15 protein-coding genes and 5 tRNA genes are annotated in these 16,830 nt (G+C 66.2%); all 20 read left to right on the forward strand.

Annotated elements, in window-relative coordinates; all coding sequences use genetic code 11:
- Nucleotides 1-48 precede the first annotated feature (48 nt).
- The 20 genes from BLT45_RS05725 to rpoB all read left to right on the forward strand — a co-directional run bounded on the left by BLT45_RS05725 (nt 49) and on the right by rpoB (nt 16,827).
- Entirely contained in the window at nt 49-1,740 is a 1,692-nt protein-coding gene (locus BLT45_RS05725; protein ID WP_093298589.1) for a UDP-N-acetylglucosamine--peptide N-acetylglucosaminyltransferase SPINDLY family protein, read from the forward strand.
- Nucleotides 1,737-2,384: a lipoprotein insertase outer membrane protein LolB gene (gene lolB / locus BLT45_RS05730; RefSeq protein WP_093296298.1), complete on the forward strand. Its 648-nt coding sequence runs from the start codon at nt 1,737-1,739 to the stop codon at nt 2,382-2,384. Before BLT45_RS05725 ends, lolB begins: the two co-directional genes overlap by 4 nt.
- Nucleotides 2,381-3,271, forward strand: coding sequence for a 4-(cytidine 5'-diphospho)-2-C-methyl-D-erythritol kinase (gene ispE / locus BLT45_RS05735; protein ID WP_093296302.1), 891 nt, complete (start codon nt 2,381-2,383; stop codon nt 3,269-3,271). The genes lolB and ispE overlap by 4 nt, the downstream gene beginning before the upstream one ends.
- Nucleotides 3,270-3,345 (forward strand) — tRNA-Gln (locus tag BLT45_RS05740). Before ispE ends, BLT45_RS05740 begins: the two co-directional genes overlap by 2 nt.
- A gap of 35 nt (nt 3,346-3,380) precedes the next feature.
- Nucleotides 3,381-4,340: a ribose-phosphate diphosphokinase gene (locus tag BLT45_RS05745; protein WP_055940747.1), complete on the forward strand. Its 960-nt coding sequence runs from the start codon at nt 3,381-3,383 to the stop codon at nt 4,338-4,340.
- 112 nt (nt 4,341-4,452) lie between these two features.
- The gene (locus BLT45_RS05750) at nt 4,453-5,106 is read left to right on the forward strand and encodes a 50S ribosomal protein L25/general stress protein Ctc (RefSeq protein WP_093296306.1); all 654 of its coding nucleotides are present in this window, start codon (nt 4,453-4,455) and stop codon (nt 5,104-5,106) included.
- 51 nt (nt 5,107-5,157) lie between these two features.
- Nucleotides 5,158-5,739, forward strand: a complete 582-nt coding sequence (gene pth, locus BLT45_RS05755; protein ID WP_093296309.1) for an aminoacyl-tRNA hydrolase — start codon at nt 5,158-5,160, stop codon at nt 5,737-5,739.
- A 75-nt stretch (nt 5,740-5,814) separates the two neighbouring features.
- A complete protein-coding gene (gene ychF / locus BLT45_RS05760) occupies nt 5,815-6,906 on the forward strand; it encodes a redox-regulated ATPase YchF (RefSeq protein ID WP_093296312.1) in 1,092 nt (363 codons plus the stop codon).
- 108 nt (nt 6,907-7,014) lie between these two features.
- Nucleotides 7,015-7,100, forward strand: a tRNA-Tyr gene (locus BLT45_RS05765).
- Between the two features lie 38 nt (nt 7,101-7,138).
- Nucleotides 7,139-7,212 (forward strand) — tRNA-Gly (locus tag BLT45_RS05770).
- 54 nt (nt 7,213-7,266) lie between these two features.
- Nucleotides 7,267-7,342, forward strand: a tRNA-Thr gene (locus BLT45_RS05775).
- A gap of 35 nt (nt 7,343-7,377) precedes the next feature.
- Nucleotides 7,378-8,568 (forward strand): elongation factor Tu, encoded by a 1,191-nt coding sequence (gene tuf / locus BLT45_RS05780; protein ID WP_093296316.1) that lies wholly within the window; start codon nt 7,378-7,380, stop codon nt 8,566-8,568.
- Between the two features lie 101 nt (nt 8,569-8,669).
- Nucleotides 8,670-8,745, forward strand: a tRNA-Trp gene (locus BLT45_RS05785).
- 60 nt (nt 8,746-8,805) lie between these two features.
- The gene (gene secE, locus BLT45_RS05790; protein WP_093296320.1) at nt 8,806-9,198 is read left to right on the forward strand and encodes a preprotein translocase subunit SecE; all 393 of its coding nucleotides are present in this window, start codon (nt 8,806-8,808) and stop codon (nt 9,196-9,198) included.
- 13 nt (nt 9,199-9,211) lie between these two features.
- A complete protein-coding gene (gene nusG / locus BLT45_RS05795; RefSeq protein WP_056879080.1) occupies nt 9,212-9,769 on the forward strand; it encodes a transcription termination/antitermination protein NusG in 558 nt (185 codons plus the stop codon).
- Nucleotides 9,770-9,966: 197 nt separating this feature from the next.
- On the forward strand, nt 9,967-10,395 hold the full coding sequence (rplK, locus tag BLT45_RS05800; protein WP_055945202.1) for a 50S ribosomal protein L11: 429 nt from the start codon (nt 9,967-9,969) through the stop codon (nt 10,393-10,395).
- 3 nt (nt 10,396-10,398) lie between these two features.
- The gene (rplA, locus tag BLT45_RS05805) at nt 10,399-11,097 is read left to right on the forward strand and encodes a 50S ribosomal protein L1 (protein WP_093296322.1); all 699 of its coding nucleotides are present in this window, start codon (nt 10,399-10,401) and stop codon (nt 11,095-11,097) included.
- A gap of 372 nt (nt 11,098-11,469) precedes the next feature.
- Nucleotides 11,470-12,006: a 50S ribosomal protein L10 gene (gene rplJ / locus BLT45_RS05810; protein ID WP_093296325.1), complete on the forward strand. Its 537-nt coding sequence runs from the start codon at nt 11,470-11,472 to the stop codon at nt 12,004-12,006.
- Between the two features lie 60 nt (nt 12,007-12,066).
- Entirely contained in the window at nt 12,067-12,438 is a 372-nt protein-coding gene (rplL, locus tag BLT45_RS05815) for a 50S ribosomal protein L7/L12 (protein ID WP_093296329.1), read from the forward strand.
- A 237-nt stretch (nt 12,439-12,675) separates the two neighbouring features.
- Nucleotides 12,676-16,827, forward strand: a complete 4,152-nt coding sequence (rpoB, locus tag BLT45_RS05820) for a DNA-directed RNA polymerase subunit beta (protein ID WP_093296332.1) — start codon at nt 12,676-12,678, stop codon at nt 16,825-16,827.
- The last annotated feature ends 3 nt before the right edge of the window (nt 16,828-16,830 follow it).

Raw genomic sequence — 16,830 nt, forward strand, 5'->3', positions numbered from 1 at the left:
AAGCTGCTGGCTCATCAGGGCCGCCATTTTACGGCCGACATGACCTTCATGCCCGAAATGATTCGTACCACGCTCGCCGCGCTGGTCCTGGGGGCCCTGGCGCCGCTGGCGATGGCGGCACCGTCCACCACGCGCGCAGAGCGCAAGGACGATGCGCTGACCACGGTGATGGCGGGCGAATTCGCCCTGCAGGCCGGCCAGTTGCCGGATGCCGCCCGCTGGTATCTGGAGGCGGCCCGCGACGACGACGACGCCGGCCTGGCCGAGCGGGCCACCCGCATCGCGTTGCTGGCCAAGGACGACGCCCGCGCGGCCGAGGCCCTCAAGCTGTGGCGTGCCCGGTCCCCCCGTACCCTGGCGCTGCGTGGCGCGGAAGCCACGCTCGCCCTGCGGCAGGGCCAGGCGCGGGCCGCACGGCGTGAGCTGGCCTCGCTGATGAGGGAGCCCGAAGAACTGGGCTGGCGCCATGCGCTGACGGCGCTGGCCAGCGGCGGCAAGGATCCGCAACTGGCGGCACGACTGCTGCGCGAGCTGGTCGACGACGGCGCCATTCCCGGCACCCTGCAGGCATGGCTGGCCTTCACCGGCCTGGCCCAGCAACTCGATCAGCCGGCGCTGGCCGAGCGCATGGTGGCCGACGTGGTGAAGCGCTTCTCCGGCGAGCCCCAGGTCGCGCTGCTGCAGGCCAGCCAGTTCATCCAGGCGGACCGCAAGGACGAAGCCCGCAAGGTGCTGGACGGCCTGCTGCCCAAGGCGGCCGATGACAGCGGGCTGCGCCTGAAACTAGCCGAGGAATACGACCGCCTGGGCGATTCGGCGGCGGCCTCGCGCGCGCTGGGGCAGGGTCCGCAGGACACGCTGACCTACGGCCTGCGCGCGCGCCTGCTGGCCAAGGCAGAGGATTCGGAGGCGCTGACCGCGCTCTACGACGAAGTGAAGAAGACTGCGAACGGCACCGACCAGCCCACCGAGTTCAGTCCGGATCGGCGCTTGCTGCTGGGGCAGATGGCCGAGTTCCTGAAGCGCCACGACGAAGCCTTGGCCTGGTACCGCAGCGTGCCGGCCGGCGAGCAGCGCTCCGAAGCGAGGTTGCGGGCGATCTCGGCGCTGTTCGATCTGGATCGCAAGAACGAGGCGTTCGCCGAGGCGCGCGCGCTGCAGGCCGACGCCAGCGTCGAGGACGGCGCACGCCGCGACGCCTACCTGATGGAAGCCGAGCTGCGCCAGAAGGACGGTCAGGCCGAGGGTGAGCTCGACGTGTTCGCGCGCGGCCTGGCGGCCTATCCGGACGACCTGGCGCTGCTCTATTCGCGCGGCCTGGCGTGGGAGCGCCGCGACAGCATCGAGCATGCCGAGGCCGATTTCCGCCGCATCCTGGTGATCGAGCCGGACAACGTCGCGGCCTTGAACGCGTTGGGCTACACCCTGGCCGACCGCACCGCGCGCTACCAGGAGGCCCTGGAGCTCATCGATCGCGCGCGCACTGCCGCCCCCGACGATGCCGCGATCATCGACAGTTACGGCTGGGTGCTCTATCGCCTGGGCCGGAATGCGGAGGCGCTGGTGGAACTGCGCCGCGCGTTCACGATGCAGAAGGATGCCGAGATCGCCGCGCACGTCGCCGAGGTGCTGTGGGTGATGGGGCAGAAGGACGAGGCGCGCCGGTTCTTCGAAGAGGCGCGCAAGATCGATCCCGAGAACCGCTCGCTGTTGCGGGCGCTGGAGAAGACGGGCGCATGACCATGCATCGTTTCCTTGCGGCAGGGCTGCTCGCCCTGTCGATGGCGGGCTGCGCCACGCGCGGCCCAGCCTCCGATGCGCCCGTGCTGACCGATCCGGCGGCCGTGGCGTCGGCACGCACCGCGCAGGCCGGCCGGCAGACATGGCTGGACGCGCGCACGGACTGGACGTTCGCCGGGCGCGTGGCGGTGAACGCCAACGGCAAAGGCGGCAGCGGTCGCATCGACTGGAAGCAGACGGAAACCGCTTACGAAGTCGCCCTCAGTGCGCCGGTGACCCGGCAGAGCTGGCGACTGAGCGGCGACCTGGGTTCCGGAGCGGGACGGCTGGAAGGGCTCGAAGGCGGCACGCGCGAAGGCGCTGATGCGGAACGCCTGCTGGGCGAAGCCACCGGATGGAGTATCCCGGTCGCTTCGCTGGCACGGTGGGCACGCGGTCTGGAGGATCCGGTCGCGGCGACCGAGCTCGCCGAATACGGCCTCGACGGGCACCTGCGTACCCTGCGCCAGCGGGGATGGCGGGTGGACTACCTGGAGTGGATACCTGCCGAAGGTGCCCAGCCGGCCATGCCGCGCCGGATCGAAGCGCGGCGTGAGGGCGCCACGGTCAAGCTCGCCATCGACCAGTGGCAGTTGGAGCCGTGACTGGATTTCCCGCGGACGAGGGCTGGTCGGCCTGGCCGGCCCCCGCGAAGCTGAACCTGTTCCTCCAGATCACCGGCCGCCGGGCCGACGGCTATCACCTGCTGCAGACCGTGTTCCGGATCCTGGCGTGGGGCGACACCGTGTACCTGCGGCTGCGCGACGATGGCCAGGTGCGTCGCGTCGGCGACTCGGTGCCGGGCGTGGCCGAAGCGGATGACCTGTTGGTCAGGGCGGCGAAATTCCTTCAATCTGAATCTAATGTCGCCCAAGGTGTCGATATCGGCGTCGAAAAACGGATTCCGACCGGCGGAGGCTTCGGCGGCGGTTCCTCCGACGCCGCTACGGCGCTGGTCGTGCTGGACAGGCTCTGGGGCGCGAATCTTGGGGTGGACCGGCTCGCGGCACTGGGCCTGGGCCTGGGCGCGGACGTCCCCGTCTTTGTCCGTGGTGAGAATGCCTGGGCCGAGGGCGTGGGCGAGGTTCTTGCCCCGCTGGACCTCCCGCCGGCCTGGTATCTGCTGGTCGATCCCGGCGTCCACGTGCCCACCGCGGGCCTGTTCCAGTCCCCGGATTTGACGCGTGATGCTGCACCCGCGAAAATATCGGACTTCGTTTCGGGATCATTGCTCGGCAATGCGTTCGAGCCGGTCGTGCGTCGCCGTGAACCTGCCATCGAGGCCGTGTTCTCGGCACTTTCGCACGTCGGCCGGCCGCGTCTGACCGGCTCGGGTGGCGGCTGCTTCGTGGAGTTCGCCGACCGGGCCGCCGCCGAGGCTGCGCTGGCGTCCCTGCCTGCCGGGCTTCGTGCCTGGGTGGTGGAGGGCGCGGCGCGCTCGCCGCTGCTGGATGCGCTGGCGCAGGTTCGCGGGACGGAGAAAAACGCCTAGGGGCGTCGCCAAGTGGTTAAGGCACCGGGTTTTGATCCCGGCATTCGTAGGTTCGAATCCTTCCGCCCCTGCCAATCCATCAGTCCAGCCGCATCCGCCGAGACGACCCATGCAAGACGAACGCAACCTGCTCGTGTTCTCCGGCAACGCCAACAAGCCGTTGGCGAACAGCATCTGCCGCGAGTTGGGCGTGCGTCCCGGCAAGGCGCTGGTGTCCCGGTTCTCCGACGGCGAAGTGCAGGTCGAGATCCAGGAAAACGTGCGCCGGCAGGAAGTGTTCGTCGTGCAGCCGACCTGCGCGCCGAGCGCCGAGAACCTGGTGGAACTGCTGGTCCTGATCGACGCGCTGAAGCGCGCATCGGCCAGCAGCGTCACCGCGGTGGTGCCGTACTTCGGCTATGCCCGCCAGGATCGCCGCATGCGTTCCTCGCGCGTGCCGATCACGGCGAAGGTGGCGGCGAAGATGTTCGGCGCGGTGAGCGCGGATCGTGTGCTGACGGTGGATCTGCACGCGGACCAGATCCAGGGATTCTTCGACATCCCGGTCGACAACGTGTACGCGTCCCCGCTGCTGCTGGCCGACATCTGGCGCGCCTACGGCACGGAGAACCTGCTGGTCGTGTCGCCCGACGTCGGTGGCGTGGTGCGCGCCCGTGCGGTGGCCAAGCGCCTCGATGACGCCGATCTGGCGATCATCGACAAGCGCCGTCCGCGCGCCAACGTCGCCACGGTGATGAACATCATCGGCGACGTGGAAGGCAAGGACTGCGTGCTGGTGGACGACATCGTCGATACCGCCGGCACCCTCTGCGCCGCCGCGGCTGCGCTGAAGCAGCACGGCGCCAACAAGGTGGCGGCGTACTGCACCCATCCCGTGCTCTCGGGCCCGGCGGTGGACAATCTGAACAACTCGGTGCTCGACGAACTCGTCGTCACCGATACCATCCCGCTCTCGCCGCAGGCGCAGGGCTGCAGCAAGATCCGCCAGCTGTCGGTGGCGGAACTGCTGGCGGAAACGATCCGCCGCATCGCCTTCGGCGAGTCGGTCAGTTCGCTGTACGTGGATTGAGTCTTCGCTGCGCGCCGGTCCAACGGGGCGTGGCTTTCCGGGTTCATCTGGTCGCGGATGAGCCTTCATCAGATCGCCGAAAGGCGGTCCAACAACCTAGGTAGTGAAGCAAATGGCTAAGACACATGAAATCAAGGTCGAGCGCCGCGCAGACGAGGGTAAGGGTGCGAGCCGCCGCCTCCGTCACGCGGGCACCGTGCCTGCCATCGTCTACGGTGGCGAACTCAAGCCGGTCAGCATCCAGCTGAACCACAACGAAGTCTGGCTGGCCTCCCAGCACGACTGGTTCTACGCGTCGATCCTGGACCTGAGCCTCAACGGCGACATCCAGAAGGTCCTGCTGCGCGACATGCAGCGCCACCCGTTCAAGCAGCAGATCATGCACCTGGACTTCCAGCGCGTGAACGAGAACGAGACGCTGCGCACCGCGGTGCCGCTGCACTTCCTCAACGAGGACAAGTCGCCCGCCGGCAAGTCGGCCGAGGTCGTCGTGACGCATGAGCTGAACGAAGTCGTCGTCGAGTGCCTGCCGAAGGACCTGCCGGAATTCATCGAGATCGACCTGGCCGACCTGGCCATCGGCGCGGTGGTCCACCTGTCCGACGTCAAGCTGCCGGCCGGCGTGTCGATCCCCGAGCTGAAGCTGGGCAAGGAACACGACGTCGCCGTCGTGATCGCCAAGCACGGCAAGGAAGAGACCGAAGAAGCCCCGGCGGAATCGGCCGAAGTGCCGGCCTCGAAGGTCGCCAAGAAGGACGACAAGTAATCGCGTGAACCTGCGCCCGCTCGCGCGGGCGCAGGTGCGCGGTGCGTCCCCATGGCAGGCTTGCGCCTCATCGTCGGACTGGGCAATCCCGGTGCCGAACATGCCCGAACCCGGCACAACGCCGGGTTCCATTTTGTCGACGCCCTGGCGGAACGGCAGGGTGAGCGGTTCGGCCTGGAGAGCAAGCTGTTCGGCGAGACCGCCAAGGTCATCGTGGCGGGGCAGCCGGTCTGGCTGTTGAAGCCGGCCACCTACATGAACCTGAGCGGCAAGTCGGTCGCCGCGGCGCTGCGGTTCTGGAAGATCGCGCCCGAGGAAGCCCTGCTGGCGCACGACGAGCTGGATCTGGCGCCGGGCACGGCGCGGCTGAAGTTCGACGGCGGCCACGGTGGCCAGAATGGGTTGCGCGACACCATCCAGCACCTGGGTCACGGCAAGTTCCATCGCCTGCGGATCGGCATCGGCCATCCCGGGCACAAGGACCGGGTGACCGGCTGGGTGCTGGGCAAGCCCGGCAAGGACGACGAGATCCTGATCGCGCGGGCCATCGACGACGCGCTGGATGCGTTGCCGCTGGCGGTGCAGGGCGATGTCAGCGAAGCGATGAAGCGGTTGCACACCTCCAAGGCCTGAAGGCCGATTGGGGATTCGGGATTCCGGCCGGTGCCGTGAGTCCCGAATCCCGAATCATCCAGATGGATTCACGACATGGGCATCAAATGCGGCATCGTCGGCCTGCCGAACGTCGGCAAGTCGACCCTGTTCAACGCGCTGACCAAGGCGGGCATCGCCGCGGCCAACTTCCCGTTCTGCACCATCGAGCCGAACGTCGGCGTGGTGCCGGTGCCGGACCTGCGCCTCAATCAGCTCGCCGACATCGTGAAGCCGCAGAAGGTCATCCCGACCGCGGTGGAGTTCGTCGACATCGCCGGCCTGGTGGCGGGCGCGGCCAGTGGCGAAGGCCTGGGCAACAAGTTCCTGGCCCACATCCGTGAGGTCGATGCGATCACCCACGTGGTCCGCTGCTTCGAGAACGACGACGTCATTCACGTCAACAACCGGATCGACCCGATCTCGGATATCGAGACCATCGATACCGAACTGGCGCTGGCCGACCTGGAGAGCGTGGAAAAGGCGCTGAACCGGGCCGAGCGCTCGGCCAAGGCGGGGGAGAAGGACGCCATCGCCCGCAAGCCCGTGCTGCAGAAGCTGCAGGCCGGCCTCAACGACGGCAAGCCGGGCCGCGCGCTGGGTCTGGACGAGGAAGAGAAGGCGCTGGTCCGCGACCTGTTCCTGCTGACCCTGAAGCCGGTGATGTACGTGGCCAACGTGCTGGAGGACGGCTTCGAGAACAACCCGCACTTGGAGGCCGTGCGCGCCCGCGCCGTGACCGAAGGTGCCCAGGTGGTGCCGGTGTCGGCCGCCATCGAGGAAGAGCTGTCCCAGCTGGACGACGCTGACCGGGACGCCTTCCTGACCGACCTCGGCCTGGACGAGCCCGGTCTGAACCGGGTCATCCGGGCTGCGTACACACTGCTGGGCCTGCAGACCTACTTCACCGCGGGCGTGAAGGAAGTGCGGGCCTGGACGGTGAAGGCCGGTTCGACCGCGCCCCAGGCGGCGGCGGTCATCCATACGGATTTCGAGAAGGGCTTCATCCGCGCCGAGACCATCGCGTTCGACGACTTCCTCAAGTACCGGGGCGAAGCCGGGGCGCGCGACGCCGGCCGCCTGCGGCTGGAAGGCAAGGAGTACCGCGTGCAGGAGGGCGATGTCCTCCATTTCCGGTTCAACGTCTGAGAAAAAAGTGCGTCGGGCGCGTTGACAGACGGTCCCGTACACGCCAAAATCTCGGGCTGTTTCACCCTGGTTTGATTTGGCCGCCCGGCCGGTCAGTCCGGTGATCCCGGAGGGATACCCAAGCGGCCAACGGGGGCAGACTGTAAATCTGCTGGCTTACGCCTTCGGTGGTTCGAATCCACCTCCCTCCACCAGTTTTTCGTTGTTGTTTTGAGTTGTGTGGTCTCCCGGTGCGGGAGTAGTTCAATGGTAGAACTGTAGCCTTCCAAGCTACTAGTGCGGGTTCGATTCCCGTCTCCCGCTCCACTGAACGCCAGTACAGGGTCTGCAGCAAGTCCAGGCAACACCAAACGGTTTCACGCTCACGTAGCTCAGTCGGTAGAGCACCTCCTTGGTAAGGAGGAGGTCGAAGGTTCGATTCCTTTCGTGAGCACCACTTCCCATTGACGATCCACTCGAGAACTAGCAGCCATGGCAAAGGGTAAATTCGAACGCACCAAGCCGCACGTGAACGTGGGCACGATTGGCCACGTTGACCACGGCAAGACGACGCTGACGGCGGCGCTGACGAAGATTGGCGCGGAGCGTTTCGGTGGCGAGTTCAAGGCGTACGACGCGATCGACGCGGCGCCGGAAGAGAAGGCGCGCGGCATCACGATTTCGACGGCGCACGTGGAATATGAATCTGCTGCGCGCCACTACGCGCACGTGGATTGCCCGGGCCACGCCGACTACGTGAAGAACATGATCACCGGTGCTGCCCAGATGGACGGCGCGATTCTGGTGTGCTCGGCCGCTGACGGCCCGATGCCGCAGACGCGCGAGCACATCCTGCTGTCGCGCCAGGTGGGCGTGCCGTACATCGTCGTGTTCCTGAACAAGGCCGACATGGTGGACGACGCCGAGCTGCTGGAGCTGGTGGAGATGGAAGTCCGTGAACTGCTGAGCAAGTACGAGTTCCCGGGCGACGACACCCCGATCATCTCGGGCTCGGCCCGTCTGGCGCTGGAAGGCGACCAGAGCGAGATCGGCGTGCCGGCGATCCTGAAGCTGGTGGACGCGCTGGACACCTGGATCCCGACCCCGGAACGCGACATCGACAAGCCGTTCCTGATGCCGGTGGAAGACGTGTTCTCGATCTCGGGCCGCGGCACCGTGGTGACCGGCCGTATCGAGCGCGGCATCATCAAGGTGGGCGACGAAATCGAAATCGTCGGTATCCGTCCGACCCAGAAGACCACGGTCACGGGCGTGGAAATGTTCCGCAAGCTGCTGGACCAGGGCCAGGCGGGCGACAACGCCGGTCTGCTGCTGCGCGGCACCAAGCGTGACGACGTGGAGCGTGGCCAGGTGCTGGCCAAGCCCGGTTCGATCACCCCGCACACCGAGTTCGAGTCCGAAGTCTACGTGCTGAGCAAGGACGAGGGCGGCCGCCACACGCCGTTCTTCAAGGGCTACCGTCCGCAGTTCTACTTCCGCACGACCGACATCACCGGTGCGGTGCAGCTGCCGGAAGGCGTCGAGATGGTGATGCCGGGCGACAACGTGAAGATGGTGGTCACCCTGATCAACCCGGTGGCGATGGACGAAGGCCTGCGTTTCGCGATCCGCGAAGGCGGCCGTACCGTCGGCGCCGGCGTGGTCGCCAAGATCATCAAGTAAGCCCCTGCGGTCCCGGCGACGGGTTCGCCGGATAGCGCGAAGGGCGGGCCGGAACCTCGGTCCGCCTTCGCCGTCTAAGGGAAGGTTGTAGCCGTACCGATACGCCAGTAGCTCAATTGGCAGAGCAGCGGTCTCCAAAACCGCAGGTTGGGGGTTCGAGTCCCTCCTGGCGTGCCACTTCCTTCCCCGGAGTGCGGGATTCCCGTCACTCCCTTCAGAGCAAAGAGCGACACTGACTTGAACAGCAAGGTCGAACAATCCAAGGCGGCCGCCACCTCCGCGGGCGATATCGCCAAGTACGTGCTGGCGCTTGCGCTGGTCGTCGCGGGCCTGGTGGCCTGGTGGTTCTTCAACGGCCAATGGGCCACGCCGCTGCGTTCGCTGGCGGTGGTCGCGGGCCTCGTGCTGGGCGCGCTGGTGTTCCTGGGTACCGCCAAGGGCCGCGACACGCGCGAGTTCCTGGCAGAGTCCCGTTTCGAGCTGCGCAAAGTGGTGTGGCCGACCCGCGAGGAGGCGACCCGCACGACGTGGGTGGTCATCGTCGTGGTCATCCTGCTCAGCCTGATCCTGGCCGGCTTCGATTTCGCCATCCAGAAGGCGATCGAGCTGTTCCTGAATTTTGGCCGTTAAGGAGAGCGTCGCAGTGAAGCGTTGGTATGTCGTCCATGCTTATTCGGGCTTCGAGAAGTCGGTAGCCCAGGCCCTGCGCGATCGCATCGTCCGCGACAGCATGCAGGAGAAGTTCGGCGACGTGCTGGTCCCGACCGAAGAGGTCGTGGAGATGCGCTCCGGCCAGAAGCGCCGTTCCGAGCGCAAGTTCTTCCCCGGCTACGTGCTGGTGCAGATCGAGACCCATGACGAAGGCGGCATCCCGCGCATGGACAGCGAGAGCTGGCACCTGGTGAAGGACACCTCGAAGGTGCTGGGTTTCATCGGCGGCACCGCCGACCGTCCGCTGCCCATCCGCGACGAAGAGGCTGCGGCCATCCTGGACCGCGTCCAGGAAGGCGTCGAGAAGCCCAAGCCCAAGGTGCTGTTCGAGCCGGGCGAGATGGTCCGCGTCACCGACGGTCCGTTCAACGACTTCAACGGCGTGGTCGAGGAAGTCAATTACGAGAAGAGCCGCCTGCGCGTCGCGGTGCTGATCTTCGGTCGCTCCACCCCGGTGGAGCTGGAGTTCGGCCAGGTCGAGAAGGCCTGAGCCGGCGGTCGTACCCGCCCGGGCGGGTACGCCAAAACCTGTTATACTGCGCGGCTCCCTGAACGGCTGAGCCGCTCAGGAGCCATGGCCGCCTCAGGGCGGCCATTGGCGCGTTCGAGATACGCGATGCCGGGACGCGTGATTTTCCCGGTCCGATGGGGAGCCTTCACAGGCGCTAGCACCCGGAGAGTACTCACATGGCAAAGAAAGTTGTCGGTTACATCAAGCTGCAGGTGAAGGCCGGTCAGGCCAACCCCTCGCCGCCGGTCGGTCCTGCGCTGGGTCAGCGCGGCCTGAACATCATGGAATTCTGCAAGGCGTTCAACGCCGCCACGCAGAAGCTGGAGCCGGGTCTGCCGATTCCGGTGGTCATCACGGCCTATTCCGACCGTACCTTCACCTTCATCACGAAGACGCCGCCGGCGTCGATCCTGCTGAAGAAGGCCGTCGGCATCACGTCCGGCTCCAAGCGCCCGAACACCGAGAAGGTGGGCAAGGTCACCCGCAAGCAGCTCGAGGACATCGCCAAGGCGAAGGAACCCGACCTGACCGCGGCCGACCTGGACGCAGCGGTGCGCACGATCGCGGGTTCGGCCCGCTCCATGGGCCTGACGGTAGAGGGTTAAGAGATGGCACAGAACAAGCGACAGAAGGCCATCCTGGCCGCCGTGACCCCCGGCAAGGCGTACGCCATTGACGAGGCCCTGAAGATCATCAAGACCGCGGTGAAGTCGAAGTTCGTCGAGTCCGTCGACGTCGCCGTGCGCCTGGGTGTGGACGCCAAGAAGTCGGACCAGCAGGTCCGTGGCTCCACCGTGCTGCCCGCCGGCACCGGCAAGTCGGTCCGCGTGGCGGTGTTCGCCCCGGCCGGCGCCAAGGCTGACGAAGCCGCCGCCGCTGGCGCCGAAGCCGTCGGCATGGACGACCTAGCCGAGAAGATGCTGGCCGGCGACATCAACTACGACGTGGTCATCGCCACGCCGGACGCGATGCGCGTGGTCGGCAAGCTGGGTACGGTCCTGGGCCCGCGCGGCCTGATGCCGAACCCGAAGGTCGGCACCGTGTCCCCGAACCCGGCCGAGGCGGTGAAGAACGCCAAGTCGGGCCAGGTGCGTTACCGCACCGACAAGGCGGGCATCATCCATTGCACGATCGGCAAGGCCAGCTTCGACGACGAAGCGCTGAAGTCGAACCTGCAGGCGCTGCTGATCGATCTGGTGAAGGCCAAGCCGGCCACCTCCAAGGGTCAGTACCTGCAGAAGATCTCGGTCAGCTCGACCATGGGCCCCGGCGTGACCGTGGACCAGTCCTCGCTGTCCCTGAAGTAATCGCTTCATCCCTGTCCCGCGACGCGGGGCAGGGCGCAACGAATTTTGAGGGCAGTCGCCCAGGCCGGAACCCCGGTGCAAGCGACAGCCGTCAAAGACCGCAGGTGCGGTCAGCGCGCAACGACGACGGGCAGGGAAGCTCGTGCTGGCAGGGAATCGCCGTCGTGGCTAGCGGGATCGCTTAATCCGTTCCTCCGGGAATGCGCCTGCGTAGATGGTGCCGCCTTCTGGAAGTTTTCTGGAGCACGACCGCAAGGTCGCCAGTCAGACAGGCCACCGCCGGGACCTCTGCGTCCCCGGTACCCACGGAGGGGTGCCGTCCAGGACCGCGAGCGGCAGGAGCCGCGAGCGGAGTCAATAAGTGAGGAGTGTATGGCTCTCAATCTGTCCCAGAAGCAAGAAGTAGTCGCCGAACTGGCAGACGTCGCCGCCAAGGCGCACTCCCTGGTCGCCGCCGAATACGCAGGCACCTCGGTCACCCAAATGACCGCGATGCGCAAGAAGGCCCGCGAGACCGGCGTGTACTTGAAGGTTGTCAAGAACACGCTGGCCGTGCGTGCCGTGGCCGGTACCGAGTTCGAGGTTGTCCAGGACAAGCTCGTCGGTCCGCTGCTGTATGCGTTTTCGACCGAGGAGCCCGGCGCCGCCGGTCGCCTGATCAAGGAATTCGCCAAGGGTAACGACAAGCTGCAGCCGAAGGTCGTCTCCGTGGGTGGCCAGCTGTATCCGGCCAGCCATGTGGAAGTCCTGGCGTCGCTGCCGACCCGCGATCAGGCCCTGGCCATGCTGGCACGCGTCCTGGCCGAACCCGCCTCGATGTTCGCCCGCGCCGTCAAGGCCGTGGCCGACAAGCAGGGTGGTGGCGAAGCACCGGCGGAAGCCGTTGCCGAAGCCCCGGCTGAAGCCTGATTCGACGTCTTCTACGGTTCTACGAACCCTAATCCCAGATAATTTCCAAAGGTAAACACAATGTCCCTTTCCAACGAACAGATCGTCGACGCCATTGCCGGCAAGACCCTGATGGAAGTGATGGAGCTGGTCAAGGCCATCGAAGAGAAGTTCGGCGTCTCCGCCGCCGCCCCGGTCGTCGCCGCTGCCGGTCCGGCCGCCGCCGCCGCCCCGGTCGAAGAGCAGACCGAATTCACCGTCATCCTGAAGGATGCCGGCGCCAAGAAGGTCGACGTGATCAAGGCCGTTCGCGCCATCACCGGCCTGGGCCTGAAGGAAGCCAAGGACCTCACCGAGGCCGGCGGCGTCCTGAAGGAAGCCGTGTCGAAGGAAGACGCCGACAAGTTCAAGAAGGATCTCGAAGCCGCTGGTGCGAGCGTCGAAGTCAAGTAAGCCGTATCTGTCGCCGGATTGCTCAGGCGACAACCCGAGGCCGGGGGCGAAAGCCCCTGGCCTTCGGTCGTTTCAAGACGTAGCGATGTAAACGCGAGTTTGTAGTTGGAAGTAGCGGCAGAAGGCGTGCTGGTGCCGGCAATACCAGCGACTTCCAACTGAAAATTCACCCGTTCGAAAGAATGTCCCCCCGTGCGGTCGCGGACGCGCGCCCCACGCTGCCAAAGGCACAGTCACATGACGACATATTCGTTCACCGAAAAGAAGCGCATCCGCAAGGATTTCGGCAAGCAGCGGTCGATCCTCGAGGTCCCGTTCCTGCTGGCCATCCAGGTCGATTCCTACCGCGAGTTCCTGCAGGAGCATGCCGATCCCGCCAAGCGCGACGACAAGGGCCTGCACGCGGCGCTGAAGTCGGTCTTCCCGATCGTCAGCTACAGCGGCAACGCCGCGCTGGAATACGTCGGCTACAAGCTGGGCGAGCCCGTGTTCGACGAGCGCGAGTGCCGCAACCGTGGCCTGAGCTACGGCGCCCCGCTGCGCGTCACCGTGCGCCTGGTGATCTACGACCGCGAGTCGTCCACCAAGGCCATCAAGTACGTGAAGGAGCAGGAGGTCTACCTGGGCGAGATCCCGCTCATGACCGACAACGGCACCTTCATCGTGAACGGCACCGAGCGCGTCATCGTGTCGCAGCTGCACCGTTCGCCGGGCGTGTTCTTCGACCACGACCGTGGCAAGACCCACAGCTCGGGCAAGCTGCTGTACAGCGCCCGCATCATCCCTTACCGCGGCTCCTGGCTGGACTTCGAGTTCGACCCGAAGGACGCGCTGTTCACGCGTATCGACCGCCGCCGCAAGCTGCCGGTCTCGATCCTGCTGCGCGCGCTGGGCTACTCCAACGAGGAGATGCTCAACGAATTCTTCGACGTCAACACGTTCCACATCCTGCCCGAAGGCGTGCAACTGGAACTGGTCGCCGAGCGCCTGCGCGGCGAGACGCTGAACTTCGACCTGGCGGACGGTGACAAGGTCATCGTGGAAGCCGGCAAGCGCATCACCGCGCGCCACGTGAAGCAGCTGGAACAGTCGGGCATCGCCGCCCTGGCCGTGCCGGACGAATACCTCGTGGGCCGCATCCTGTCGCACGACGTGATCGACGCCAACACGGGCGAGCTGCTGGCCGCCGCCAACGACGAAGTCACCGACGACCAGCTGGCCAAGTTCCGCAAGGCCGGCGTGGACGCCGTGGGCACGCTGTGGGTCAACGACCTGGACCGTGGCCCGTACCTGTCCAACACCCTGCGCATCGACCCGACCAAGACCCAGCTGGAAGCGCTGGTCGAGATCTATCGCATGATGCGCCCGGGCGAGCCGCCGACCAAGGATGCCGCGCAGAACCTGTTCCACAACCTGTTCTTCACGTTCGAGCGCTACGACCTGTCGAACGTCGGCCGCATGAAGTTCAACCGTCGCGTGGGCCGCAAGGAAACCACCGGCGAAGCCGTGCTGTACGACAAGAAGTACTTCGGCGCGCGCAACGACGAAGAGGCCAAGCGCCTGGTCGCCGAGCTGGGCGAAACCTCCGACATCCTGGACGTCATCAAGGTCCTGACCGAGATCCGCAACGGCCGCGGCACCGTGGACGACATCGACCACCTGGGCAACCGCCGCGTGCGTTCGGTCGGCGAAATGGCCGAGAACGTCTTCCGCGTGGGCCTGGTCCGCGTCGAGCGCGCCGTGAAGGAGCGCCTGTCGATGGCCGAGTCCGAGGGCCTGACCCCGCAGGAACTGATCAACGCCAAGCCGGTGGCGGCCGCGATCAAGGAGTTCTTCGGCTCCTCGCAGCTGTCGCAGTTCATGGACCAGAACAACCCGCTGTCGGAAGTCACGCACAAGCGTCGCGTCTCGGCCCTCGGCCCGGGCGGTCTGACCCGCGAGCGCGCCGGCTTCGAAGTGCGCGACGTGCACCCGACCCACTACGGCCGCGTCTGCACCATCGAGACGCCGGAAGGCCCGAACATCGGCCTGATCAACTCGCTGGCCGTGTACGCGCGCACCAACGGCTACGGCTTCCTCGAGACGCCGTACCGCAAGGTCGTGGACGGCACGATCACCGACGAGATCGAATACCTGTCGGCGATCGAGGAGAACGAGTACGTCATCGCGCAGGCCAACGCGCTGCATGACGCCAAGAGCCGCCTGACCGAGCAGTTCGTGCCTTGCCGCTACCAGGGCGAGTCCCTGCTGAAGCCGCCGAGCGAAGTGGACTACATGGACGTCTCGCCGATGCAGACCGTGTCGGTCGCAGCGGCGCTGGTCCCGTTTCTGGAGCACGACGACGCCAACCGCGCACTGATGGGCGCCAACATGCAGCGCCAGGCCGTGCCGACGCTGCGTGCGCAGAAGCCGCTGGTCGGTACCGGCATCGAGCGCGCCGTGGCGCGCGACTCGGGCGTGACCGTGAACGCCCGCCGTGGCGGCGTGGTCGAGCAGATCGACGCCGGCCGCATCGTGGTGAAGGTCAACGAAATCGAGATCTCCGGCGAAACCGATGCCGGCGTCGACATCTATTCGCTGATCAAGTACACGCGCTCCAACCAGAACACCTGCATCAACCAGCGTCCGCTGGTGAACGTGGGTGACGTGGTCGCGCGCGGCGACGTGCTGGCCGACGGTCCCTCGACCGACATCGGCGAGCTGGCGCTGGGCCAGAACATGCTGATCGCGTTCATGCCGTGGAACGGCTACAACTTCGAAGACTCCATCCTGCTCTCCGAGCGCGTGGTGGAAGAGGATCGCTACACCACGATCCACATCGAAGAGCTGACCTGCGTCGCGCGCGACACCAAGCTGGGCCCGGAGGAAATCTCCGCCGACATCCCGAACGTCTCCGAGCAGGCGCTGAACCGCCTCGACGAGAGCGGCGTGGTGTACATCGGCGCCGAAGTGCGCGCCGGCGACATCATGGTGGGCAAGGTGACGCCGAAGGGCGAGAGCCAGCTGACCCCGGAAGAGAAGCTGCTGCGCGCGATCTTCGGCGAGAAGGCCTCGGACGTGAAGGACAGCTCGCTGCGCGTGCCCCCGGGCATGGACGGCACCGTCATCGACGTGCAGGTCTTCACCCGCGACGGCATCGAGAAGGACAAGCGCGCGCGCCAGATCGAGGAAAACGAGATCAAGCGCGTCAAGAAGGACTTCGACGACCAGTTCCGCATCCTGGAAGGCGCCATCTACGCCCGCCTGCGCTCGCAGCTGCTCGGCAAGGTCGCCAACGGCGGCCCGGCCGGCCTGAAGAAGGGCGACGCGATCACCGACGCCTACCTGGACGGGCTGAAGAAGGCCGAGTGGTTCACCCTGCGCATGAAGGACGATGACGCGTCCGACGCCATCGAGCGCGCCCAGATGCAGATCCAGGCGCACGAGAAGGAGTTCGAGCGCCGCTTCGCCGACAAGCGCGGCAAGATCACCGCCGGCGACGACCTCGCCCCGGGCGTGCTGAAGATGGTCAAGGTCTACCTGGCCGTGAAGCGCCGCATCCAGCCGGGCGACAAGATGGCCGGCCGCCACGGCAACAAGGGTGTCGTGTCGACCATCGTGCCCGTCGAGGACATGCCGTACATGGCCACCGGCGAGACCGTGGACATCGTGCTGAACCCGCTGGGCGTGCCGTCGCGTATGAACATCGGCCAGGTGCTGGAAGTGCACCTCGGCTGGGCCGCGAAGGGGCTGGGCAAGAAGATCCAGGACATGCTGGAAGCTCAGGCCAAGGTTGCCGACCTGCGCAAGTTCCTGACCCAGATCTACAACCACGACCAGAAGCTGGGCGAGGACCGCGTGGACCTGGACCAGTTCAGCGACGCCGAACTGATCGCGCTGGCCAAGAACCTGACCGACGGCGTGCCGATGGCCACCCCGGTGTTCGACGGCGCGGCGGAAACCGAGATCAAGCACATGCTCGAACTCGCGGACCTGCCGATCAGCGGCCAGACCCAGCTGTTCGACGGCCGCACCGGTGAGGCGTTCGATCGCCACACCACGGTCGGCTACATGCACATGCTGAAGCTGAACCACCTGGTGGACGACAAGATGCACGCGCGTTCCACCGGTCCGTACTCGCTCGTCACCCAGCAGCCGCTGGGCGGCAAGGCGCAGTTCGGTGGCCAGCGCTTCGGTGAAATGGAAGTCTGGGCGCTGGAAGCCTATGGCGCAGCGCACACCCTGCAGGAAATGCTGACGGTCAAGTCGGACGACGTGCAGGGCCGCAACCAGATGTACAAGAACATCGTCGATGGTGCCCACGAGATGGTCGCGGGCATGCCGGAATCCTTCAACGTGCTGGTGAAGGAAATCCGCTCGCTCGCCATCAACATGGAACTGGAAGACTGATCG

This window comes from Pseudoxanthomonas sp. CF385 (genome assembly GCF_900104255.1).
Lineage (GTDB): Bacteria > Pseudomonadota > Gammaproteobacteria > Xanthomonadales > Xanthomonadaceae > Pseudoxanthomonas_A.

What these genes read in the sequence shown, in the direction of transcription:
- BLT45_RS05725 (WP_093298589.1), top strand. Translation starts at nt 49, where the DNA reads ATGCCCGAAATGATTCGTACCACGCTCGCCGCGCTGGTCCTGGGGGCC.
- lolB (WP_093296298.1), top strand. Translation starts at nt 1,737, where the DNA reads ATGACCATGCATCGTTTCCTTGCGGCAGGGCTGCTCGCCCTGTCGATG.
- BLT45_RS05745 (WP_055940747.1), top strand. Translation starts at nt 3,381, where the DNA reads ATGCAAGACGAACGCAACCTGCTCGTGTTCTCCGGCAACGCCAACAAG.
- BLT45_RS05750 (WP_093296306.1), top strand. Translation starts at nt 4,453, where the DNA reads ATGGCTAAGACACATGAAATCAAGGTCGAGCGCCGCGCAGACGAGGGT.
- pth (WP_093296309.1), top strand. Translation starts at nt 5,158, where the DNA reads ATGGCAGGCTTGCGCCTCATCGTCGGACTGGGCAATCCCGGTGCCGAA.
- ychF (WP_093296312.1), top strand. Translation starts at nt 5,815, where the DNA reads ATGGGCATCAAATGCGGCATCGTCGGCCTGCCGAACGTCGGCAAGTCG.
- tuf (WP_093296316.1), top strand. Translation starts at nt 7,378, where the DNA reads ATGGCAAAGGGTAAATTCGAACGCACCAAGCCGCACGTGAACGTGGGC.
- rplK (WP_055945202.1), top strand. Translation starts at nt 9,967, where the DNA reads ATGGCAAAGAAAGTTGTCGGTTACATCAAGCTGCAGGTGAAGGCCGGT.
- rplA (WP_093296322.1), top strand. Translation starts at nt 10,399, where the DNA reads ATGGCACAGAACAAGCGACAGAAGGCCATCCTGGCCGCCGTGACCCCC.
- rplJ (WP_093296325.1), top strand. Translation starts at nt 11,470, where the DNA reads ATGGCTCTCAATCTGTCCCAGAAGCAAGAAGTAGTCGCCGAACTGGCA.
- rplL (WP_093296329.1), top strand. Translation starts at nt 12,067, where the DNA reads ATGTCCCTTTCCAACGAACAGATCGTCGACGCCATTGCCGGCAAGACC.
- rpoB (WP_093296332.1), top strand. Translation starts at nt 12,676, where the DNA reads ATGACGACATATTCGTTCACCGAAAAGAAGCGCATCCGCAAGGATTTC.